Origin of the sequence: Corynebacterium sp. CCUG 51687 (genome assembly GCF_024453995.1) — a bacterium.
Classification (GTDB): Bacteria; Actinomycetota; Actinomycetes; order Mycobacteriales; family Mycobacteriaceae; genus Corynebacterium; species Corynebacterium pseudogenitalium.
In genome coordinates, this window is the sequence record NZ_JAGPYT010000002.1 from 274744 (window position 1) to 296396 (window position 21653).

Below are 21653 nucleotides of genomic sequence, written 5' to 3' on the forward strand. Positions count from 1 at the left end.
TGAAAGGATTCCACGTGAATGCATCCCGCACCGTGACCCCGGAGAATACCGACGCGGTCATTTTGGTTGGTGGTCGCGGCACGCGCCTGCGTCCGTTGACGGTGAGTACCCCGAAGCCGATGTTGCCGACCGCAGGGCACCCGTTCCTCTCGCACCTGCTTGCGCGGATCCGCCAGGCGGGGATGCGCCACGTGGTGCTGGGGACGTCGTACCGCGCTGAGGTGTTCGAGGAGTACTTCGGCGACGGGTCCGACTTCGGTCTTGAGATTGAGTACGTTGTCGAAGAGGAGGCGCTGGGTACCGGGGGCGCGATCCGAAACGTTGCCGACAAGCTGCGCTTCGATAACGCGATGGTGTTCAATGGGGACGTGCTGTCCGGTGCTGACCTGAGCAAGATTTTGGATTACCACGCGGAGAAGGACGCCGACGCGACCTTGCACCTGGTCCGCGTGCCCGATCCTCGCGCGTTCGGCTCCGTCCCAACCGACGAGGACGGCAATGTGCTTGCGTTCTTGGAGAAGACGGAGGATCCGCCGACAGATCAGATTAACGCTGGGTGCTACGTGTTCCGCCGCGAAGTCATCGAGCAGATCCCGGCTGGTCGCGTGGTCTCTGTCGAGCGCGAGACGTTCCCTGGTTTGCTTGAGTCGGGCGCGAAGATGGTCGGCTATGTGGATACCTCGTACTGGAGGGACATGGGTAGGCCGTCGGATTTCGTGCAGGGCTCCTCCGACGTGGTGCGCGGTATTGCGTACTCGCCGCTGCTGGAGGGTCAGACCGGTGAGGCGCTTATCGACGAATCCGCTGGCGTCGCGGGTGGTGTCATTTTGATGGGTGGCACCGCGGTTGGCCGCGGCACGGAGATCGGCGCCGGGTGCCGCGTGGATGACAGCGTCATCTTCGATGGGGTCACTATTGAGCCCGGTGCCGTGATCCGCGATTCCATCATCGCCTCGGGCGCCACGATTGGCGCGAACTCGCGCATCGACGGCTGCGTGATCGGAGAGGGCGCACAGATTGGGGCGCGCTGCGAGCTGCAGGGCGGCATGCGAGTGTGGCCTGGTGTGACGATTCCGGATTCGGGAGTGCGCTTTTCCCCAGATGCGTAAGCGACACGCCGTATGGGTGGAATTTCTGGCTGGTTAGTAAGGGGTAGCCAATTCGCCTACCACATGTAGTACCCCCGTGCTGTACCCCCGTTTCTAGCCCCCTGTGACTGTTGTGACTCGTGTGACTGATGGCGTGCAATTCTTGCGGAAAAGGTCAAGGTTTCACCCCGATAGCTTGCACCTATTTAGTGGTTCGGTGTGTAATCGCATGAGTGCAAGGGTCACTCGTCGCACCCCTCAAGCGGGTAGACGACGCAGCTGGCCGAAACGAAGAACGACGGAGAAAGGGGACGGCGTGGAAGACATGGCGAATGGTGCTGACATCCGTGGCGTAGCCGCGGTCGGCATGAGCTTCGATGAGCTGTTCGGTGCCGTCGAGCAGGAATGGCAAGATCAAGCGCTGTGTGCTCAAACCGATCCCGAGGCGTTCTTTCCGGAAAAGGGTGGCTCGACTCGCGAGGCAAAGCGAATTTGCAAAGCGTGCGCCGTGCGCGATGAGTGCCTCGAGTTTGCGCTCGAGCACGACGAGCGCTTTGGCATCTGGGGTGGCCTCTCGGACCGTGAGCGCCGCCGCTTGAAGAAGCAGATCGGCTAAACGCCTGCACTACCAGGGAAAATCTGAATCGATATCCCGCGGGTCCAGGTTGATATACGAAGCAACAAGGGCGGTCAGTACCCAATGAATGAGGGCTGACCGCTCTTCTGCTGTCTCAGTGCGCTGCTCAATCGGGCGGCGAAACAGTACAAAGCGCGCCCGGGTGGGCACCCCGTAACGGTCCACGCCCGCCTGCAAGATTCGGCCGAGTGGGACGGGACCGTCGGCAACAATCTCATCGCTGAAGCGCGCGACGTCGGGGCTTAGGCGCATCCGGGGGATCGTATCGACGGCCAAGTCCACCGTTGCCAGCTGCTCAAAGTACGCGTTGTGCAGCGGTGCGTACGTGTCCAGTACTAGCTGATCGAACTGTGCGGAGCGGGTTCGATAACGCGGAACACCAACGGGCAGCAGCGGGCCGCGGGCCCCACGACCGTGGCGGTCCCGCGCGGTCCGAAGGTGGTGAGTTGGCGCGTTCATGCACCCAGATTCTAGAGATGTTGCCGCTGCACCGGGCATGGCGCGCCGGGGCCGTACTACCAAAATCTCAAGTTGGGGTTTAGGCTTAGACGGCGTGAGTACTTTCCGTCGGTGTTGTCGTCCTGGTTGTGGCAGGCCTGCTGTGGCCACGCTGATTTATGCCTACTCGGAATCGACAGCAGTAATCAGCCCGCTCTCGCCGAACCCCGAGCCCCACGCGTGGGACCTTTGTGAGCGCCACTCGGCGCACATCACGGCCCCCGTTGGCTGGGAGCTCGTGCGAGTAGAGGCCGTCGACATCTTTGACGACGAAGCCCACGCCCTCGAGGACGAGGAGCTCACGGCGCTGGCGCAGGCCGTCCGGGAGGCGGGGCGGGTGACCACCGGGCTGGTGGACAACGGCGGAGATCCAATCGAGTACGAGGCCACCAAGGACTTTAACGACCCGTCGACTTCGAACCACCCGGTGCACCGCACGAAGCGGATCGAGGAGCACCTCGCCGCGGAGAAAGATGCGCGGCGTTCCCACCTCCACGTGGTCCCTGACCCAGCCGAAGCCACTGAAGACGCCGAAGATACCGGCGAGGAGCACAGCAACTAAGATTGCCTGTATGGCTATTGAGCACACCTATGAGTCCTTGAAGGGCCTTATTAAGGCGTATGACATTCGCGGCGTTGTTGGCTCCACCATTGATGCAGATACAGTCCGCACAGTAGGCGCAGCATTCGCCCACATTATTTACAGCGAGGGCGAGCGAACTATCGCCGTCGGACACGACATGCGGCCATCCTCGCCGGAGCTTTCCGCTGCGTTCGCAGAGGGTGCGACCTCGCAGGGGCTGCACGTTCTTGACCTCGGACTGACCTCGACCGACGAGCTCTACTACGCAGCAGGCACCTTCGAGTGTGCCGGCGCGATGTTTACCGCCTCCCATAACCCTGCCCAGTACAACGGGATCAAGCTGTGCCGTGCGGGCGCTACGCCGGTCAGTACTGATACGGGCCTGTCCGAGATCAGCCGCATGCTCATCGAGGGGGTTCCGGCGTTTGAGGGCGAAGCTGGGAGCGTCGAGAAGCGGGATGTGCTCGACTCCTATGCGCGTTTCCTCCGGCAGCTTGTGCCGCTGCCGCAGGGCAGGGCGTTAAAGGTCGCGGTCGATGCTGCGAACGGCATGGCCGGGCTGACTGTCCCGGCGGTGCTCGGAGACCTGGATATTCGGCCGCTCTACTTCGAGCTCGATGGCACGTTCCCGAACCACGAGGCTAACCCGCTCGACCCGAAGAACCTTGTGGATCTACAGCGATTCGTTGTCGAAGAGAAGGCGGACATTGGCCTGGCATTCGACGGTGACGCGGACCGCTGCTTCGTCGTGGACGAGCGCGGGGAGGCGGTATCTCCATCGGCGATTACGGCACTGGTGGCTACTCGTACGCTCGCGACGCACCCGGGCGCGACCATTATCCACAACCTGATCACCTCGCGTGCAGTGCCGGAAATTATCTGTGAGCAGGGCGGAAACCCCGTGCGCACCCGAGTGGGGCATTCGTACATCAAGGCTGAGATGGCGCGGACAGGTGCCATGTTCGGTGGGGAGCACTCCGCGCACTACTACTTCACGGAATTCTTCAACGCGGACTCTGGCCTGGTCGCTGCGCTGCATGTGCTCGCGGCATTGGCGGAGCAGGACAAGCCGTTGAGTGAGATGATGGCCCAGTACGAACGCTACGAGGCGTCCGGGGAAATCAACTCCACCGTCGATGACCAAGAGGCTGCCACCGAGCGTGTTCTTGAGGCACTTGGTGACCGCGTCGCGGACATCGACCGTCTTGACGGGGTTACGGTCACACTTCGCGACGAAGACAGTGCCCCCGGGCCGGTCTGGCTGAACCTGCGTGCGTCGAACACGGAGCCACTGCTGCGACTCAACGTCGAGGCCCCAACGAAGGCGAAGGTCGACGAGATTGTGCGGGAAGTTTTGGCTGTGATTCGCCAATAGTGCAGGTGGTCTTCGTCGCTGTTCCGTGAAACGGCGCCTCGCTGGTATCCTGGAACGCTGTTGTTTCAACCGTTTCAATGCCGACGGAACTGACGGAACTGACGGAACTTGCGAAGGAGACACTTATGGAGCACCTACAGGGGGCTCTGCGGAACTACCCGTGGGGGTCACACACGTTGCTTGCACAGCTGCGTGGCACCCAGGTGCCCAGCGAGGCGCCGGAGGCTGAGCTCTGGTTCGGCGCCCATAGTGCCGCACCTTCCCAAGTCGCGGGCCGGGGCCTCGACGCCGTGATTGCCGCGGACCCCGAAGGCACGCTGGGCAAGCGCGTCGCGGACCGTTATGGCTCGCATTTGCCGTTCCTGCTGAAGCTACTCGCCGCCGATGAGCCGCTGAGTATCCAGGCGCACCCGTCGCGCTCGCAGGCGAAGGCGGGGTTCGCGCGCGAGGAAGAAGAAGGCATCCGCCTGGACGATCCGACGCGTAACTACAAGGACCCGAACCCGAAGCCCGAGCTCATCGTGGCGCTCACCCCGTTCGAGGCCCTCGCCGGTTTCCGCCCGCTTGCGCAGACTCGTGAGTTCTTCGCCGCGCTCAACTGCGAGGAGCTTGACCACTACGCCTCGCTTCTCGACGCCACTTCGGAGGAAGCCGGACTCCGTGCGGTATTCACGACGTTCATCTCCCTGCCCGAGGACGTGCGTAAGGCTCTGATTGACGCTATCGTTCCGGCCGCCGAGCGCGTCGCGGATGACGCCGGAGCTGGCACGGCGGGTTCGCTGGCTGCGATGTTCCTGCGGGTCCACGATAAGTACCCGAACGACGTCGGTGTCCTCGCAGCACTCCTGCTGAACTATGTACAGATGCGTCCGGGGGAGGCGCTCTTCCTGCAAGCCGGGCAGTTGCACGCGTACCTGTCCGGGCTCGGCGTGGAGATCATGGCGAACTCGGACAACGTGCTTCGAGGTGGACTGACGTCGAAGCACGTGGACGTGCCTGAGCTGGTCAAGGTGCTGGACTTCTCCACGTTGGAGGACCCGTTCGCGAACACCACCGAGCGCGACAACGAAGTGAGTTTCCATCTGCCGGTGGATGACTTCATTATGAGTGCCCACCGTATCGACGCCGAGCATCCGCTGCTCGTGGACACCGACGGCCCCGCCATCGTCCTGTGTACCGAGGGAACGGTGCGCGCGGGTGACTTTGTAATGAAGCCTGGTCAGGCGGCGTGGATCCCAGCCGCCGACCCGGCTGTGACCTTCGAGGTTGCGGAGGGTACCTCCGCGCAGTGCTTCTACGCGCGGGTCTAGGCAGGCCCCTGCCCGTCAGTTGCGGCTGGGGGTACTGCGCCTTCTTGGGAGGCTGTCTCTTCGGAAGTAGTTGATGCGTCTTCCTGTGAGGCTTGAGCCGACTCTTCGCTCGTTGGTGTTGGCGTGTTGACTGGCAGTGATGTCGTAGCTGCGGCGCCGGGGTGTAGCGCTGACGTCGTGGAGGTGGGAAGCTCCTGCGTCGGCTCAGATGGCAGCACCGTCGGGGATGACGGCTGCGTCGAGCCAATGGTGGTTGGCGTCGAAATGGTGGTTGGCGCCTGCTCCGTCGCCCGTGGCCGCGAGGTGCGCGACGTGGTGCTTGGAACGTTCGGTGCGTCCGGCGTGTCGGGGCGAGGGGAGCGCTGCTTCGGGCGCTGCGGCTCTGCTGTTGGGGCGGGACCAGCTGGGCGCGACGCAGGCGCGGCCGGGGCCACGTTCGACGGGCGGTACTGCTTCGTCGGCTCCGTTACGGCTGGCGCACCGGAAAACGCGTGCGCAGGGGCCAGCGGGTCCGCGGATAGGTTGTAGGCAGACGGCGCAGTCGTGGCAATGTACGCATCGGCGGTGTGAGGCGCTGCGGAGTCGCCCCGAGAAGAGCGTGCAGAGCTCGGAGGGGTCGTCGATAAGGAAGAAGTTGTCGTGGTGGAGGTTGTCTCGATGAAGCCTGCTTGTGTGGTGGCGTTCGAGCGCCCCGGCGAGGACGCGTTCCAGACCACGACTCCCACTGCGATGGCAACGCAGATGCCGAGCGCCATGAACGTGGCGACTCTCCTTTGCGTCTGATTCATACGTTGCCCTTCGCCGCAGAATTTCCAGAATTACAAAACGATAACAATTTCGTTGCTTGAAATGTTTATAGCACGGAAGTCGGACATTGAAAAGAGTGTGCCCACGCAGTTTTCAGGTGGGAAGCAGGGGAGTTCGCAATGCGTGCCGTGCCGTGTAGATTGCAGGGTATATACAGCCCCCACCTGAAAGGAAACACTGATGAGCAGCTGGGACCAGAAGATTTTCTCCAACGACGACAACATTGATTTTCTCGACGAGATCGCGGATTTGGACGAAGAAGACATTCTGGAAGCTGTCCGTGACGCCGTCTTGTTGGCCGCTGACCAGGACAGCGCCTCAGATGAAGAACGCACCAACGGGCTCGCTGCGGCGACCATCACCGCGATCTGGGCCGGCGCGCCGTTTTCCGCCGGTGAGATCGCGGAGCGTTTCCCCTTCATCCGCGGGAACAGCGGTGAGCTTGACGAGCAGCTCATCGAGAGCGCGGCCGAGCTTCTTGAGGCTGTTGGCGATGAAGAGGACGAGGACGTCGAACAGTTCTTGGAAGCGCTCGCGTAGGAGGCCAGTAGCCGTTAGGAGGTCTGTGGCATGATCATCGCCATCGAAGGCATTGATGGGGCGGGGAAGAACACCATCGTGAAGCGCATTGTGGAGGAATACGGCGCGGACACGCTGTCCTTCCCACGCTACGAGGACTCGCTGCACGCGCAGCTGGCACAGGACGCCTTGTACGGCAAGATGGGTGACCTGGTGGATTCCGCTTACGGGATGGCGACGATGTTCGCGCTCGACCGTTTTGGTGCCAAGGCGCAGCTTGAGCAGTACCAGGACACACAAGATCGGATCTTGTTGCTTGACCGCTACGTTGCCTCCAACGCCGCCTACACTGCGGCGCGCACCGGGGATGATGCCGCGGCGGAGTGGGTTGCTGAGCTCGAGTTCGGAAAGCTTGGGCTGCCGAAGCCCGACCTGCAGGTGCTCGTCGCTACCTCCCCGAGCGTTGCGCGGGAGCGCGCGCAGCGCAGAGAAGCTCAGGACGCGACGCGCACCCGCGACCACTACGAGCGCGACGGCGGGCTGCAGGACGCGACGTTTGCCCAGTACAACCGCCTCGCGGAGACTGACTGGGCGAGTCGGTGGATTTCCACGTCGGATGCCACGGCTATTATCCAAGCAATACAAAGCGCGCGTTAAGAGGAGCTGCCAATGTCCATGTCGAAAATCCTGGTCGTTGACGACGACCCAGCTATCAACGAGATGCTCACCATCGTGCTGGAGGCCGAAGGCTTTGACTCCCGCCCCGTCACCGATGGCGCCGAAGCCGTCCAGGCCTTCCATGAGTACGAGCCCGACCTGATCCTGCTGGATCTTATGCTTCCGGGAATGAACGGCATCGACATTTGTAAGGCGATTCGCCGCGAATCCTCCGTACCGATCGTCATGCTCACCGCGAAGACGGACACCGTCGACGTGGTGCTCGGCCTCGAGTCCGGCGCGGACGACTACATCACGAAGCCCTTCAAACCGAAGGAGCTCGTCGCCCGCATTCGGGCGCGTCTGCGCCGGACGGATGAGGAGCCGGGTGACGTCATCGAGATCGCCGATTTAGTAATCGACGTCCCCCAGCACATGGTGACCCGCAACGGGGAAGAGATCGCGCTGACCCCGCTCGAGTTCGATCTCCTGTTGGAGATGGCGAAGAAACCAAACCAAGTGCACTCCCGCGACGAGCTACTGGAATCGGTGTGGGGCTACCGCAACAACTCCGATACCCGCCTGGTCAACGTGCATGTGCAGCGCCTGCGCTCCAAGATTGAGCACGACCCGGAACACCCGGAGATCATCCAGACCGTGCGTGGTGTGGGCTACAAGTCCGTGAAGTAAGAGTGGGAGGTGGCGCTCCTGTTCGCCGTACTGAAACGTAGCAGGGACCGGATCGTAGAAGCGTGGCGCACTTCGCTGCAGGTGCGCTTCGTCGGCACGGTGTTGATTGTTTCCGCCGTGGTGATGATGGTGCTGGGGTTTGCGCTGGCGTCGGTAGTGAGCCAGCGTATCGCTGCATCCAAGATTGAGGCGGCGAGCGCGGAGATTGACCGTGCGCGCGTGACCGTCGAGGAGCAGATTAATAACTCGGGGTCCGCTACCTCATTGCAGAGCCGCTTGAATTCGGCGCGCGCCGGGCTGACGCAGCGTGCGCAGCAAAACTCGGAGGCGTCTGCTGTGTATGAGCCTGTGCTGGTGGTGAAGAACCCGAACGGAGTTGTTACGTCCTCGCCGGAGTCGTACCAGATCCCTGACAAGCTGGAGGAATACGTCGCTGAGGGCAATATCGCCTACCAGTTTTCCTCGGTGCAGCGCGGCGACCACTCGTCGTACAATGCCCTGATTATCGGCACCCCGACGACTTCGGATGTGCCGCACCTGCAGCTCTACCTTGTGATGAACATGGACAATGAGGCTTCGACGCTTGCGCTGATGCGGGGCATCTTAGCGACGGCCACGGTGATCGTCAGCGTCCTGCTGGTGGGCATTGCGTGGCTGGCGTCGCAGCAGATTGTTGCACCGGTGCGCTCGGCGTCGCGTACCGCGCGCCGGTTTGCTGAAGGCCACCTGCGTGAGCGCATGCCTGTCGACGGCGAGGACGAGATGGCGGTGCTGGCGCTGTCCTTCAACAACATGGCGGACAAGCTGTCGCAGCAGATTGATCACCTTGAGCGCTACGGCGACCTGCAGCGTCAGTTCACGTCCGACGTGTCCCACGAGCTGCGCACGCCGCTGACCACGGTGCGGATGGCGGCGGATATGATCGCCGCCGACGAGGACTCCCTGGAGCCTGGTACCCGCCGCGCTTCCCAGCTGATGACTCGCGAACTGGACCGCTTCGAGGCCCTGCTCAATGACCTGTTGGAGATTTCCCGCCACGACGCCGGCGTCGCCGATTTGTCCGTCACGCAGATGGATATGAAGTCGCCGATCATGTCGGCGTGGCAGCAGACGCAGCACCTTGCGGACGAGCTCGGCGTGGAAGTTTCCTTCGACATGCCGGAGGAACCAGTGATGATGCTGGGCGAGTCCCGCCGGATCGAGCGCATCGTGCGTAACCTCATTGCGAACGCGATTGACCACTCGGAGGGCAGGCCGGTTACCGTGACACTGCGCGCCAACGAGAGTGCCGTCGCGGTGACGGTCAGGGACCATGGCATCGGGCTCAAGCCTGGGCAGGAGGAACTGGTGTTCAACCGTTTCTGGCGCGCGGACAAGTCCCGCAAGCGCCACTCTGGTGGCACCGGTCTTGGCCTGGCCATTGCCCGCGAGGACGCGCAGCTGCATCACGGCACGCTGGAAGCCGTCGGGGAAGAGGGCGTCGGTGCGCTGTTCCGTCTGGTCCTGCCGCTGGATCCGGAGGCAGGCTTTTCGACGTCCCCTCTGCCCCTCGAGCTGGAACCCAAGGCGGACGCGGACGGCGTCGAAGTGGACGTCGAAACGCAGGACGAGGAAAGGCAGCCAGATGAAGTGCATGAAGCGTAGGTACCTTGCTATAGCGATGAGCACGACGCTGCTCTTGGGCGGGTGCGCGACGCTGCCGTCGAATACTGACCCGCATGTGCTCCGGCCCTACCAGGAGGAAGCGCCGGAGTCGGAGATTATCGGCCCGATCAAGGACCGCGAGCCGGACCTTTTGCTGCGTGACTTCTACGCGGCCTCCGCGATCCCAACCGGCGACTACGAAGCGGCGCGCGCCTTCCTCACTGAGGCCGCGAAGCCCACGTGGAGCGCCAATGAGCAGACGCTCATCGTCGACCGAATCGGGTTGAATACGGTGTCCGGCAGCTCGGGGAACAAGCGCAGTTTTGCGGTGCACGGCAACGTGGTCGGCGCGCTCGGCAGTGGTGGCGTGTTCACCCCGGAGCGAGGCACCTACGAGGCCACGCTGGAGCTCGAGCAGGTCGACGGCCAGTGGCGCATTTCCTCGTTGCCGCCCGGCGTGGTCATGGAGCGCACCGAGCTGCGCAACCAATACCAGCCTTACAACCTGTACTTCTTTGATCCGACCGGCAAGGAGCTGGTCACCGACCGGCGCTGGGTCTACGCGCCGCGCGATTTCCTACCCAGCACGCTGATCTCGCTGCTGCTTGAAGGGCCGGCTAGTCGCTTGCGCCCCGCGATCATGGGGACGATACCGTCGACGGTGCGCTACACCGGTTTCGAGGGCGGTGCCTACCACTTCGCGGGCCTCGGCAATATGGACGAGGCCGCGCGCAGCCGCTTCGCCGCACAGGTGGTGTGGACGCTCGCCTCCGCAGGCGTGACCGGCCCGTTTTCGCTCCTCGCCGACGGCGAGCCGCTCATCACTGGCGCCCGCGAACTGACCACCGACGACTTCATCGACGTCAGCCCCGTCGTCGAGCAAGTCGGAGAGAGCACCCTGTACTCGCTCGCCGACGGCCACGTTTCCCAAATCACTGGCGGCGGCCCGCAGCCCGTTGCCGGCGTGCTGGGCAACACGCACAGCGTGGTCACCGCCGACATTTCCGGTGAGGGGCAGTGGGCCGCGGTGTTCAACGTCGGCGACGGCCCCGAAGGCGCCGAGCTGCGCCTCGGGCAGCTCACCGGCGGCAGCGTGGACGTGGTGAAGGCAGAGACCTTCTCGCGCCCATCGTTCGAGCCAAACAGCAAGGCGGTGTGGACCGTTTCGGACGGCAAGCACATCCTGCGCTCCACGCAATCCTCGGCGACAGGGGAGGTCACCACCGAGGAAGTGCACGTTGATCTTCCCGAAGATGTCGACGGCAACATTTCCGTGCTGCGTCTTTCCAGATCGGGCTCGCGCGTCGTCATGGTGATTGACGGCCGCCTGTACACCGGCATCATCGAGCAGCGCGCCGCAGGCGCCGGCGCAATTGTCAACGTTCTCGAGTACAGCTACGAGCTCGGTGGCAGCGTGGTCTCCGCGGACTGGCATCCCGACGGCTCGCTCATCGTTGGCACCTCGAACCCGGCGTCGCCCGTGATGCGTGTGGAGCAGGACGGATCCTCGACCACCGCGCTGTCGCTCGGGAACATCTCCGCGCCGGTGGTGGCCGTGGCGGCGTCGCCAAACATGCTGTACGCGACCGACGCAAACGCCATTTTGCAAATGCCCGTCAGTGGTGCTGACACCCCGATCTGGCGCGAGGTGCCTGGCCTGCAGGGTGTGCGCTCACTGCCGATCATCGCGAGGTAGGCGGCGTGACGCTCGCAGAGGTTGGTGAACTCTTCCTACCGCGCCACTGCGCTGGGTGCGGCACCCCAGGCTCCGTGTTGTGCCCAGCCTGCCGCACTGAACTGTCGGCACTGCCGCGCCGGGTGTCGCCGCAGCACTTGCCGCACGTGCCGGTGTTCGCGCTCGGGCCGTACGGCGGCGCGCACCGTGGGGTAGTGCTCGCGATGAAGGAGCGCAGGAATTTGGCTGTGCGCAAGCATGTCGGGGCGGTGCTGGACGCGGCGCTGACCTTTCTTGAGGTTCGCGGTGAGATTCACCCGGACGCGCTGCTGGTCCCTGCGCCGACGCGCGCGGCCTCGGCAAGGGAGCGCGGCGGGGACCCGGTGAGCGTGATCTGTAAGCGTTCGGGGCGCAAGGTGGTGGACGTGTTGGAGCTCGCGGAATCAACGACTGACCAGTCGGAGTTGGACGCGGCGCACCGCCGGTCCAACTTGGCCGGCGCGGTGCGGATGCGCCGCGGGTGGGAGGCGCTGCACACGGGCACCGGCGCTGGCCCCGTCATTGTTGTCGACGATGTCGTGACCACCGGCGCCACGCTTCAGACCAGCGTAGAAGTGCTGCTCGCGCACGGGTTTGACGTGGTCAGCTGCGTTGCCGTGTGCGCCGCCTAGCCGCGCAGCACGCATGGTGTTCGCTGGTAGCAAACTGGCAGGGAGTTTTACACAGATACGTAGCCATTGGTTATTACCAGTTGTATAGTGGTGATAGACCCAGTTCCAACAACGCTAGGGAGGAAGCAGATGACTTCTGCAGAGCACACCGACGGATTCGCACCAGCAGCCCAGGTTACGATTACTGGCCGTAACGTCGAGGTCCCAGAGCATTTCCAAGAGCGCGTCAACACCAAGCTCGCCAAGATTGAGAAGCTTGATCCAACGTTGACGTTCTTCCATGTTGAGCTGCAGCACGAGCCGAACCCTCGTCGTGAGGCACAGGCACAGCGCGTGCAGATTACTGCGACCGGCAAGGGCCACCTGGCACGTGCGGAAGCCAAGGAAGACAGCTTCTACGCAGCGCTTGAATCCGCGCTGGGTAAGCTGGAGCGCTCCTTGCGTAAGGTGAAGGTCCGCCGCGAGATTGCTCGTTCCGGCCACCGCGCACCGAAGTCCACCGGCGAAATCGCAGCTGAGCTTGCGCACGAGGCAGAGGATGCTCGCGCAAAGCAAGCGGAGGGCCAGTACGACACTGACCCGTACGCTGGCACCTTTGAGGATGCCCCGCTCGGCCAGGTTGTGCGTCGCAAGCTGCACCCGGATACCCCGATCAGCGTCGATGAGGCGCTCTCCGAGATGGAGCTGGTTGGCCACGACTTCTACCTCTTCATCGATGAAGAGTCGAAGCGTCCAGCAGTGGTCTACCGCCGCCACGCATACGACTACGGTCTGATCACCCTGGCTCCAGAAGATGAGGTCAAGGCAAACGACGAGAAGTAGCGTCGTCACTGTATGATTCGTCGCCTGCTTGTGTAAGCAAAAAGCTTGTACGGGCGGGCGGCGTTTTCACATTCTTTTCTTATTGATTCCACCAGTTGTGATTGCCTGTTTTCGTTGACGCGTGCGTACAATGGCCGATTGGTACATAAAAGCAGCGCGTAGAGCTGGCGTGATCGCTTTGTTTTTCTAACTTTTGAAGGATTCTAGAAACGTGTTTGGACTGTCGAAACTGCTGCGTGCGGGTGAAGGGCGTATGGTAAAACGCCTCTCGAAGATCGCTGATCAAGTCATGGATCTCGATGAGGAGTACGCGGCACTCACAGATGACGAGTTGAAGGCCAAAACGGAAGAGTTTAAGCAAAAGATTGCCGACGGCGCTTCGCTCGACGACATTTTGCTCGATGCGTTCGCGACAGCCCGCGAGGCATCCTGGCGCGTGCTGGGGCAGAAGCACTACAAGGTGCAGATCATGGGCGGTGCCGCGCTGCACTTCGGTTCCGTCGCCGAGATGAAAACTGGTGAAGGTAAGACCCTGACCTCGGTGCTGCCTGCCTACCTCAATGGTTTGAGCGGCAAGGGCGTGCACATTGTTACCGTCAACGACTACTTGGCAAAGCGTGACGCCGAGATGATGGGTCGTGTCCACCACTTCCTGGGGCTCGACGTTGGTGTGATCCTGTCCGACATGCGCCCGCAGGAGCGCAAGAAGGCGTACGACGCGGCGATTACGTACGGCACCAATAACGAACTCGGCTTCGACTACTTGCGTGACAACATGACCCGTTCGGTCAACGACATGGTGCAGCGCGGCCACAACTTCGCCATCGTGGACGAGGTTGACTCGATTCTTATCGACGAAGCCCGTACCCCGCTGATTATTTCCGGCCCGGTTGATGGCTCCAGCCAGTTCTACACCGTGTTCGCGCAGCTCGCACCGCGTATGCGCGAGGGCATCCACTACGAGGTGGACCACCGTAAGCGCACCATTGGTATCTCCGAGGAAGGCGTGGAGTTCGTCGAGGACCAGCTGGGCATTGACAACCTGTACGCGCCTGAGCACTCGCAGCTGGTGAGCTACCTGAATAACGCTATTAAGGCGAAGGAGCTCTTCGAGCGCGATAAGGACTACATCATCCGCCAGGGTGAGGTCATGATCGTCGATAGCTTCACGGGCCGCGTGCTGGCGGGCCGTCGCTACAACGAGGGTATGCACCAGGCGATCGAGGCGAAGGAAAACGTCGAGATCAAGAACGAGAACCAGACGCTGGCGACGGTGACGCTGCAGAACTACTTCCGTCTCTACGACAAGCTGGCTGGCATGACCGGTACCGCTGAGACTGAGGCGGCGGAGCTGCACCAGATCTACAAGATGGACGTTGTACAGATTCCACCGAACCGCCCGAACCAGCGCGTGGACCGCGACGACCTGATCTACAAGACGCAGGAAGCGAAGTTCGCCGCTGTTGCGGAGGATATTGCGGAGCACGTCGAGAAGGGCCAGCCGGTGCTGGTCGGTACCACCTCGGTGGAGCGCTCGGAGTACCTCTCGCAGCTGCTGACGCGCAAGGGCATTAAGCACAATGTGCTCAACGCGAAGCACCACGAGGAAGAAGGCCGCATTATCGCGGAGGCTGGTCTGCCGGCGAAGGTGACGGTCTCTACGAACATGGCTGGTCGCGGTACGGATATCGTGCTGGGTGGCAACCCGGAAATTCTGTTGGATGCGAAGCTGCAGGAGCAGGGCCTCGACCCGTTCGAGGATGAGGAGCGCTACCAGGAGGCGTGGAACGAGCAGCTGCCGAAGGCGAAGGAGCGCTCGAAGCAGCTCGGCGACGAAGTGCGTGAGGCCGGTGGCCTGTACGTGATCGGTACGGAGCGCCACGAGTCTCGTCGCATTGATAACCAGCTGCGTGGCCGTTCTGGCCGTCAGGGTGACCCGGGTGAGACCCGTTTCTACCTGTCGATGCGCGACGAGCTCATGGTTCGCTTCGTTGGCCAGTCGATGGAAAACATGATGAACCGCCTCAACGTTCCGGACGATGTTCCGATTGAGGCGAAGATGGTGTCGAATGCGATTAAGGGCGCGCAGTCGCAGGTTGAGAACCAGAACTTCGAGATGCGTAAGAACGTCCTGAAGTACGACGAGGTGCTCAACGAGCAGCGCAAGGTGGTCTACGGTGAGCGCCAGGAGATCTTGGCGTCGAAGGACATCAAGGATCAGGTCCGCCGCATGATCAGCTCGACTGTCGGCGCGTACGTGGATGGCGCGACGATGGAGGGCTACGTCGAGGACTGGGACCTGCAGGAACTCTGGCACGCACTCGAGTCCCTGTACGGCCCGTCGAAGACGGCCCAGGAGCTTATCGACGGCGACGAGTACGGCAAGCCGGGCGAGCTCACCGCTGAGCAGCTGCGCGAGGCACTCATCGACGACGCCCAGGCGCAGTACGATCAGCTCGAGGCGAACGTTGCCGAGATCGGCGGCGAGGAGCAGATGCGCAACGTGGAGCGTATGGTGATCCTGCCGATCATCGATACGAAGTGGCGTGAGCACCTCTACGAGATGGATTACCTCAAGGAGGGCATCGGCCTGCGTGCGATGGCGCAGCGCGACCCGCTGGTCGAGTACCAGAAGGAGGGCGGCGACATGTTCAACGCTATGAACGAGGCGATCCAGGAAGAGACGGTGCGCCAGCTCTTCATGATGCGTAAGCAGTTCGAGTCCGCGCAGGAGGAGACTGCGCAGGCCTAAGTTCGACAGGTAGGCCCTGGCCGGGTGGTGTCACTTACAAAACTTTGAAGGACACCAGCCGGCCGTTGTCCATTTTTGCCACGAACCCGAACCGTTTTTGGCCTGTGGCGACGGTGCCGAAGAACTCGCCGCCGTCGCGGGCGTGGCAGGTCACGATGCGCGGCGGGCCCGCGTGTTGCTGCTGGAAGCGCCGGTAGGCGCGGACATTGGTGCGGGCGGCCGTCGAGAAGCGGTCGGCGCGCAGTGCACGGAGGTTTGTGGCTCCGAAGCTTGCTGCGAGCGCTGTGCGCACGAGCGGGGCGACGTTGGATCCGGTGCGGCGAGGGTCGCTGGGTGAGTACCGTGCTTGGCGGCGGCGCGTTTCCGCTGCGCGTCCGGAGCGCTTCGGGGAGGGAACGAGCAGTTGAACGTGCTGGTGGCCAGGGGCGGGGTAGTAGGTCACGGCGGGGTCCTTTCGTATCGTTGTGCACGGTGCGGGGTGCTGGTAGGTAGTATTGTGCACGTTCGCGCCGTGTGGGCGCTAGGAGAATTTGCGCACTTTGGTGTGCACTGCAGAAGAACCGAAAACGAAGTACAGGAATTGAGGCGTCCAAATGCAGGGACTCATTATTGACTACGCAGGTGTGTTGGACCAGGACCCGGAGGACCAGCGCCGCTGGCAGCAGCTGATTGAGGCTGTGAAGGAGAAAGACAAGGCCGTAGGCATTTTGTCCAACGAGGAATCCGAGGGCCAAATGGCGGACGCGGTGCGGGACTGGGAGTTCCGCGGTGTCGTGGACGCGGTGGTGCTCTCCGGCGACATTGGTGCGGAGAAGCCGTCCCCGGCAGCATTCCAGGCCGCGGCGGATGCGCTGGATATTCCGCTCAATGACTGCGTCATGATCGATGACGACATCATGAACGTCCGCTCGGCCGTCGAGTGCGGCATGATCGCGATTTTGCACACGGCGTTTGACCGCACCGCGGTGGAGATCCAGACGCTGTTCAATATCGAGGGGGAGTTTTAATGCGCGTCTACATCCCCGCGACGTTCTCCATGGTGGAGGGACTCGCCGCAGACAAGGTGCTGCACCCGCGCAACGGGTGGGGCTTCGCCGCGACGACGGCGCTGCGCGAGTTCTTCACCTCCGGCGATGAGGAGGAGATTGAGGCAGTAGCGTTTGACGACGCCGCGCTGGCCTCCATCCGTCTGCTGGCGATTGGTGACCAGGATCGGTTCCCGCACCGCCGTGTGGTGATCTCCGCGGACGTGGACGCCGAGGAGGCCGACGACATGGGGGACTCCGTCGTGCGGGTGTCTGGGCCGGTGGGGTTGGAGGACGTTGCGGCGATCCATATCGACCTGGCAGAGGCAGAAGCGGCGACGGCGAAGGCCATCGAACACATCGACGCCGCAGACCTCGGGGACGAGGACGCGGAGCTGGCTGTCGGGGACGCGCAGGACAATTACCTGGCGTTTTACGATGTCAGCGAGCTACCGTTCCTCGTCGAGCTGCTTTAGATCCCACTCGTTGTTGGAGCGCAGCGCGCTGAGTAGGCGTCGCACGGCGGCGACGCGGCGCGACAGCGCCCCTCCCTCGAAGGCGTCCCAGGCGCACTCCGGGTCCGTGGGCGGGCCGGCATGCGTGCAGCCGCGCGGGCATTCCTGGGCTGCCTCGGCGAGCTCGGGGAAGACGTCGATTACTTGGTCGGGGGAGACGTGCGCCAGGCCGAACGAGCGGATGCCCGGTGTGTCGATGATCCAGCCGCCGCCCGGAAGCTCGAGCGCCACGGACTGCGTTGAGGTGTGGCGGCCCTTGCCCACGCCGGAGACGTCGCCGGTTTCGCGTTGCGCGTCCGGGACGAGGCGGTTGACCAGCGTCGACTTGCCCACGCCGGAGTGGCCGACGCAGGCCGATACGTGGTCGTTGAGGCGTTGTGTGAGTTGGTCGAGGGGGTCGTCGATACCTACGGTGAGGACTTCGACGTTGAGGTCCTCGATTTCTGCGATGAACTCGTCGGGGCGCGCGAGGTCCGTTTTTGTCATGCAGACAATGGGGCGCACCCCGCCGACGAATGCGGCGATGAGCGCGCGCTCTACAAGCCCGGTGCGTGGCGGCGGGTCGGCGGCGGCGACCACGATGAGCAACAGCTCCGCGTTGGCGACGACGACACGCTCGAAGGGGTCGGTGTCGTCCGCGGTGCGGCGCAGGACCGAGGTACGGTCGGCGCGCAGCACGATGCGGGCGAGCGTGTCCTTGCGCCCGCTGGTATCACCCACGACGCTGACTCGATCGCCGACCTCGATGCTGGTGCGCTTCAGATGGCGTGCCCGCATGCAGGCAACCAGCGTGCCGTTATCCAGCATGACACCCCAGCGCCCCCTATCCTTCGTGACCACCATCCCGGTGAGCGCGTCCTCGTAGGAGGGGCGGTCCTTGGTGCGGGGGCGCGAGCCGCGGCCGGGCCGGACGCGGACGTCGGATTCGTCGTAATCGCTGAACTTGCGGCGTGCCATGGGGTTCTTTCTATGCTTCTTCGTGCTGGAGTGCGGTGTGCCACATCGTGGGGAAGTCGGGCAGGGTCTTTGCCGTCGTTGCGATGTTTTCCACCTGCACACCCGGGGTGGTCAGGCCGATGATGGCACCGGCGGTGGCCATGCGGTGGTCGTCGTAGGAGTGCCACGTGCCGCCGTGGAGGGGCTGTGGGTGGATACGGAGGCCGTCGCCAAGCTCTTCGCAAGCGCCGCCAAGCCTGTTGATTTCGGTGGTGAGCGCCGCCAGCCGGTCCGTTTCATGCCCGCGCAGGTGCGCGATGCCGGTCAGCTCCGATGGGGTCGCCGCCTGCGTGGCCAGCGCCGCGACGGTCGGGGTGAGCTCGCCGATGTCTCCCATGTCTAGTCTGATGCCTTGCAGGGCGCCCGGGGTCGGGCCCTGCACGCGCAGTGAGTTGCCGGAAAGTTCGACCTCGCAGCCCATTTGCGCCAGGATGTCGCGGATTACGTCGCCAGCCTGCGTCGTCTGCGTTGGCCAGTGCTCGATGCGCACCTCGCCGCCGGTGATGGCAGCGGCGGCCAAAAACGGCGTCGCGTTCGACAGGTCCGGCTCAATCTCCCAGCGTCGCCCGCGGATCTCCTGCGGGGCGACGTGCCAGGTCGCGTCCTCGCACTGCGTCTCGACGCCCGCTTCGCGCAGCATTGCCACCGTCATATCAATATGCGGCATGGATGGCAGCGAGTCGCCCGTGTGGGTGATGGTGACGCCTTGCTCGAAGCGCGCCGCGGCAAGCAGCAGTCCGGAGACGAACTGGGAAGACCCGGAGGCGTCAATGCTGACGTCCCCGCCTGCGACAGTGCCGGTGCCGTGGACAGTGAAGGGGAGGCGCTCCCCGTCGATATCGGCGCCGAGCTGGCGCAGCGCATCCAGGATGGTGCCCATCGGCCGGGTGCGAGCGTGCGGGTCGCCGTCGAAGCGGGTGGTGCCGTGCGCGAACGCTGCCACGGGTGGCACGAAGCGCATCACGGTGCCTGCCAGGCCGCAATCGATGTTGCCGCCGCGCAGCGGTGCTGGCTGGACGTGCACGGTGTCGCCGTCGTGGGTGAACTGCACGCCGAGGGCAGCCAGGGCTGCCTCCATGAGGTCGGTGTCGCGGGAGCGCAGCGCCCCGACCAGCGTCGACGGGCCAGAGGCTAGCGCCGCGAGAACATAGGCGCGGTTCGTCATCGATTTCGACCCCGGCAGCGCGAGTGTGGCGCGGACGGGGTCGGCAATGGAGGGGGCTGGCCACAAGTCAGTCATGTCGTACATCATAATGGAGGAATGTGTGGCCGTTTCGTTTTGTTTAGCACCGGCGAGCAACTCCTCGGATTCGTCGGCTCTCTCCCAGGCGTGCGCGAAGTTGTAGCGCCCGACGGCACGCCACCCGCCCGCTACAACGTCGCGCCGACGCACCAAGTACCCATCGTGCGCTTCCACGAACACGAGGCGCTCGTCCAAGCCGCGCGCTGGGGCCTTCTCCCGAGCTGGAAGCGCGACGACTCCGGCCCGCCACTGTTCAACGCGCGCGGGGAGACCGTCGCGGAGAAGCCGTCGTTCCGTAGCGCAATGCGCTCGCAGCGCGGCATCATGCTTCTCGACGGCTACTACGAATGGCACGAAAAACAGCCCTACTACGTCACCCCGGAGTCCGGGATGCTCGTCGCCGCCGCACTGTGGGACACCGGCGCTAACCGGCTTTCGACGACCATGGTCACCACCGACGCCGCCGAACGTATCGCGTGGTTACACCACCGGCTCCCGCTGTTCCTCTTGCCTGAGGAAATCGAGCAGTGGACACAAGGCACAGCAGAAGAGGCTCAAGAGCTCATCTCTCCCTCGCGCGCGGCACCGCAGCTGCAGTGGCATGCGGTTGGGCGCGAGGTGGGCAACGTCCGAAACGATTCGCCCGAGCTCATCCAACCGATCTAGGCGCCGATCGGCGCGAACTTCCCGGACGTCAGTTTCGCCAGGTCACCCGGGGCCAGTTGCACGGATAGCCCCCGCTGACCGGCGGAGACGGTGATGGCGTCGAGGGATTCGATGGTGGCGTCGAGAAGCACTGGGAGCCTCTTGAGCGTGCCCAGCGGCGAGATGCCACCCACGACATAGCCCGTGGCGTGCTCAGCCTGTGCGAGCTCCGCCATCGCAGCCTTCTTCCACCCCAGCGCCTTCGCTGCTGCCTTCAAACTCAGGTGCCCAGAGACCGGCACGCAGCACAGGGCGAGCTTTTTCGGGTCCTGCACATTCGACACCACCAGCGTCTTGAGCACCGTCGTAGGATCAAGTCCCAGCTCATGGGCCGAATGCTCACCGAAATTATCCTGGCTCGCGGCGTACTCCAACACCTTATGAGGAGTCTTCGCCACAACTTTCAAAGCACGAGTTCGTTGCATACAGACGATGCTACGTCGCGCGCCCGGCTGGCTACAATGGCCCCTATGGCCGAAACAGACCTCAAAACACGCTTTACTGAGGAAGCGATGCCGCTGCTAGACCAGCTCTACGGCGGCGCGCTGCGGATGACCCGCAACCCCCAAGACGCCGAAGACCTCGTGCAAGAGACCTTCTTGAAGGCGTACAACGCATTCGACAGCTTCAAACCAGGCACCAACCTGAAGGCGTGGATGTACCGAATCATGACGAACACGTACATCAACTCCTACAGAAAGAAGAAGCGCCGACCACTGGAAACCTCGGCCGAGGACGTGACCGACCACCAGCTGTACACCACAAGCTCGCACGATTCGACCGGCCTCGAATCAGCGGAGGTTGAGGCGCTCAAGGCGATGCCGAACTCGCGGATCAGCGAAGCGCTCAACGCGCTGAATGAGGACTACCGCATGGTGGTCTACTACGCGGACGTCGAAGGCATGGCGTACAAGGAAATCGCCGAAGTGATGGACATTCCACTGGGGACCGTCATGAGCCGACTGCACCGTGGAAGAAAACAACTGCGCGAGATGTTGAAAGACGTGGCACATGAACAGGGCATCGGGCTCGACCATGCGGATATGGCGGAGTTGAAGCAGCAGAAGGTGGAGGAGAAGTAATGGCAACAGAACATAACCACGCAAGCGAAGCTGACTGCCGCGGCATGCACCAGCTGCTGTGCGAGCTGTTCCAGCCGGACACGCCACCCGAGCGCGTGGCCGCCATCCGAAAAGAATTGGCGAGCTGCCCTGACTGCCTCCGCCAGCTTGAATCGGAGGAAGCGATCCGTGGCCTTGTGCGCGACTGCTGCGGGCAGGCCCACGCGCCACGGGTATTGAGGGAGCGGATTATCACCTCAATTTCCTACACAGAGGTGCGTATTCAACGGCGTTAACTGCCGCGTGTTGGCGTTGTTTGCCGGGCCCGAACCAGTACAAGCATCATGCTGGTTCGGGCCTTTCATACTTTCGACCCAACC

24 protein-coding genes are annotated in these 21653 nt (G+C 63.2%); 18 read left to right on the forward strand and 6 right to left on the reverse strand.

From position 1 onward, the window contains the following. Nucleotides 1-14: 14 nt before the first annotated feature. Both KBX13_RS03470 and KBX13_RS03475 read left to right on the forward strand, forming a co-directional pair. The gene (locus KBX13_RS03470) at nt 15-1109 is read left to right on the forward strand and encodes a sugar phosphate nucleotidyltransferase (RefSeq protein WP_246814900.1); all 1095 of its coding nucleotides are present in this window, start codon (nt 15-17) and stop codon (nt 1107-1109) included. A gap of 304 nt (nt 1110-1413) precedes the next feature. After that, a complete protein-coding gene (locus KBX13_RS03475; RefSeq protein WP_305083192.1) occupies nt 1414-1704 on the forward strand; it encodes a WhiB family transcriptional regulator in 291 nt (96 codons plus the stop codon). Between the two features lie 9 nt (nt 1705-1713). Here KBX13_RS03475 and KBX13_RS03480 read toward each other — a convergent pair whose 3' ends face one another. Next, nucleotides 1714-2184, reverse strand: a complete 471-nt coding sequence (locus tag KBX13_RS03480; protein ID WP_070362954.1) for a metallopeptidase family protein — start codon at nt 2182-2184, stop codon at nt 1714-1716. A gap of 94 nt (nt 2185-2278) precedes the next feature. Between KBX13_RS03480 and KBX13_RS03485 the strand changes: the two genes are divergently transcribed. The 3 genes from KBX13_RS03485 to manA all read left to right on the forward strand — a co-directional run bounded on the left by KBX13_RS03485 (nt 2279) and on the right by manA (nt 5491). Further along, on the forward strand, nt 2279-2785 hold the full coding sequence (locus KBX13_RS03485) for a DUF3499 domain-containing protein (protein ID WP_240492737.1): 507 nt from the start codon (nt 2279-2281) through the stop codon (nt 2783-2785). Nucleotides 2786-2795: 10 nt separating this feature from the next. Next, complete coding sequence (locus tag KBX13_RS03490) at nt 2796-4181, forward strand: phosphomannomutase/phosphoglucomutase (RefSeq protein WP_256020722.1); 1386 nt, start codon at nt 2796-2798, stop codon at nt 4179-4181. Nucleotides 4182-4306: 125 nt separating this feature from the next. Then, nucleotides 4307-5491 carry a mannose-6-phosphate isomerase, class I gene (gene manA / locus KBX13_RS03495; protein ID WP_256000585.1) on the forward strand — a complete coding sequence of 395 codons (1185 nt, stop codon included), beginning with the start codon at nt 4307-4309 and terminating at the stop codon, nt 5489-5491. Here the strand turns inward: manA and KBX13_RS03500 are convergent. Then, nucleotides 5488-6279: a hypothetical protein gene (locus KBX13_RS03500; protein ID WP_256020724.1), complete on the reverse strand. Its 792-nt coding sequence runs from the start codon at nt 6277-6279 to the stop codon at nt 5488-5490. The two genes, manA and KBX13_RS03500, sit on opposite strands and share 4 nt — an antisense overlap. A gap of 199 nt (nt 6280-6478) precedes the next feature. On the opposite strand from KBX13_RS03500, the gene KBX13_RS03505 reads away from it, so the two are divergent. The 8 genes from KBX13_RS03505 (at nt 6479) to secA (ending at nt 15728) form a co-directional block, all read left to right on the forward strand. Continuing rightward, on the forward strand, nt 6479-6838 hold the full coding sequence (locus tag KBX13_RS03505) for a DUF4259 domain-containing protein (protein WP_070362950.1): 360 nt from the start codon (nt 6479-6481) through the stop codon (nt 6836-6838). 30 nt (nt 6839-6868) lie between these two features. Beyond that, the gene (locus KBX13_RS03510; RefSeq protein WP_256020725.1) at nt 6869-7474 is read left to right on the forward strand and encodes a dTMP kinase; all 606 of its coding nucleotides are present in this window, start codon (nt 6869-6871) and stop codon (nt 7472-7474) included. Nucleotides 7475-7492: 18 nt separating this feature from the next. Next, nucleotides 7493-8164 (forward strand): MtrAB system response regulator MtrA, encoded by a 672-nt coding sequence (mtrA, locus tag KBX13_RS03515; RefSeq protein WP_070477811.1) that lies wholly within the window; start codon nt 7493-7495, stop codon nt 8162-8164. 18 nt (nt 8165-8182) lie between these two features. Continuing rightward, complete coding sequence (gene mtrB / locus KBX13_RS03520) at nt 8183-9808, forward strand: MtrAB system histidine kinase MtrB (protein ID WP_305085304.1); 1626 nt, start codon at nt 8183-8185, stop codon at nt 9806-9808. Beyond that, nucleotides 9798-11504 carry an MtrAB system accessory lipoprotein LpqB gene (gene lpqB, locus KBX13_RS03525; protein ID WP_256020727.1) on the forward strand — a complete coding sequence of 569 codons (1707 nt, stop codon included), beginning with the start codon at nt 9798-9800 and terminating at the stop codon, nt 11502-11504. Before mtrB ends, lpqB begins: the two co-directional genes overlap by 11 nt. A 5-nt stretch (nt 11505-11509) precedes the next feature. Then, a complete protein-coding gene (locus KBX13_RS03530) occupies nt 11510-12154 on the forward strand; it encodes a ComF family protein (protein ID WP_070477717.1) in 645 nt (214 codons plus the stop codon). Nucleotides 12155-12283: 129 nt separating this feature from the next. Next, entirely contained in the window at nt 12284-12976 is a 693-nt protein-coding gene (gene hpf, locus KBX13_RS03535; RefSeq protein WP_070477719.1) for a ribosome hibernation-promoting factor, HPF/YfiA family, read from the forward strand. Between the two features lie 211 nt (nt 12977-13187). Continuing rightward, nucleotides 13188-15728: a preprotein translocase subunit SecA gene (secA, locus tag KBX13_RS03540; protein WP_070975919.1), complete on the forward strand. Its 2541-nt coding sequence runs from the start codon at nt 13188-13190 to the stop codon at nt 15726-15728. 34 nt (nt 15729-15762) lie between these two features. Here secA and KBX13_RS03545 read toward each other — a convergent pair whose 3' ends face one another. Then, nucleotides 15763-16170: a hypothetical protein gene (locus KBX13_RS03545; protein WP_070362944.1), complete on the reverse strand. Its 408-nt coding sequence runs from the start codon at nt 16168-16170 to the stop codon at nt 15763-15765. A 151-nt stretch (nt 16171-16321) separates the two neighbouring features. Here KBX13_RS03545 and KBX13_RS03550 point away from each other — a divergent pair, with 151 nt between their 5' ends. Both KBX13_RS03550 and KBX13_RS03555 read left to right on the forward strand, forming a co-directional pair. Then, complete coding sequence (locus KBX13_RS03550; RefSeq protein WP_070975921.1) at nt 16322-16735, forward strand: HAD family hydrolase; 414 nt, start codon at nt 16322-16324, stop codon at nt 16733-16735. Next, a complete protein-coding gene (locus KBX13_RS03555; RefSeq protein WP_070477723.1) occupies nt 16735-17229 on the forward strand; it encodes a hypothetical protein in 495 nt (164 codons plus the stop codon). The genes KBX13_RS03550 and KBX13_RS03555 overlap by 1 nt, the downstream gene beginning before the upstream one ends. Here KBX13_RS03555 and rsgA read toward each other — a convergent pair. Then, a complete protein-coding gene (gene rsgA, locus KBX13_RS03560) occupies nt 17203-18225 on the reverse strand; it encodes a ribosome small subunit-dependent GTPase A (RefSeq protein ID WP_256000590.1) in 1023 nt (340 codons plus the stop codon). The genes KBX13_RS03555 and rsgA overlap by 27 nt on opposite strands. Before the next feature lie 10 nt (nt 18226-18235). Beyond that, entirely contained in the window at nt 18236-19504 is a 1269-nt protein-coding gene (gene aroA, locus KBX13_RS03565) for a 3-phosphoshikimate 1-carboxyvinyltransferase (protein WP_256000592.1), read from the reverse strand. A gap of 21 nt (nt 19505-19525) precedes the next feature. Here aroA and KBX13_RS03570 point away from each other — a divergent pair, with 21 nt between their 5' ends. Next, entirely contained in the window at nt 19526-20173 is a 648-nt protein-coding gene (locus tag KBX13_RS03570; RefSeq protein ID WP_070477727.1) for an SOS response-associated peptidase, read from the forward strand. On the opposite strand, the gene ybaK is transcribed toward KBX13_RS03570, so the two are convergent. Further along, nucleotides 20170-20637, reverse strand: coding sequence for a Cys-tRNA(Pro) deacylase (gene ybaK / locus KBX13_RS03575; protein WP_070477729.1), 468 nt, complete (start codon nt 20635-20637; stop codon nt 20170-20172). The genes KBX13_RS03570 and ybaK overlap by 4 nt on opposite strands. Nucleotides 20638-20682: 45 nt before the next feature. On the opposite strand from ybaK, the gene KBX13_RS03580 reads away from it, so the two are divergent. Continuing rightward, complete coding sequence (locus KBX13_RS03580) at nt 20683-21294, forward strand: sigma-70 family RNA polymerase sigma factor (RefSeq protein WP_176754820.1); 612 nt, start codon at nt 20683-20685, stop codon at nt 21292-21294. Further along, nucleotides 21294-21569 (forward strand): hypothetical protein, encoded by a 276-nt coding sequence (locus tag KBX13_RS03585; protein ID WP_070362937.1) that lies wholly within the window; start codon nt 21294-21296, stop codon nt 21567-21569. Before KBX13_RS03580 ends, KBX13_RS03585 begins: the two co-directional genes overlap by 1 nt. The last annotated feature ends 84 nt before the right edge of the window (nt 21570-21653 follow it).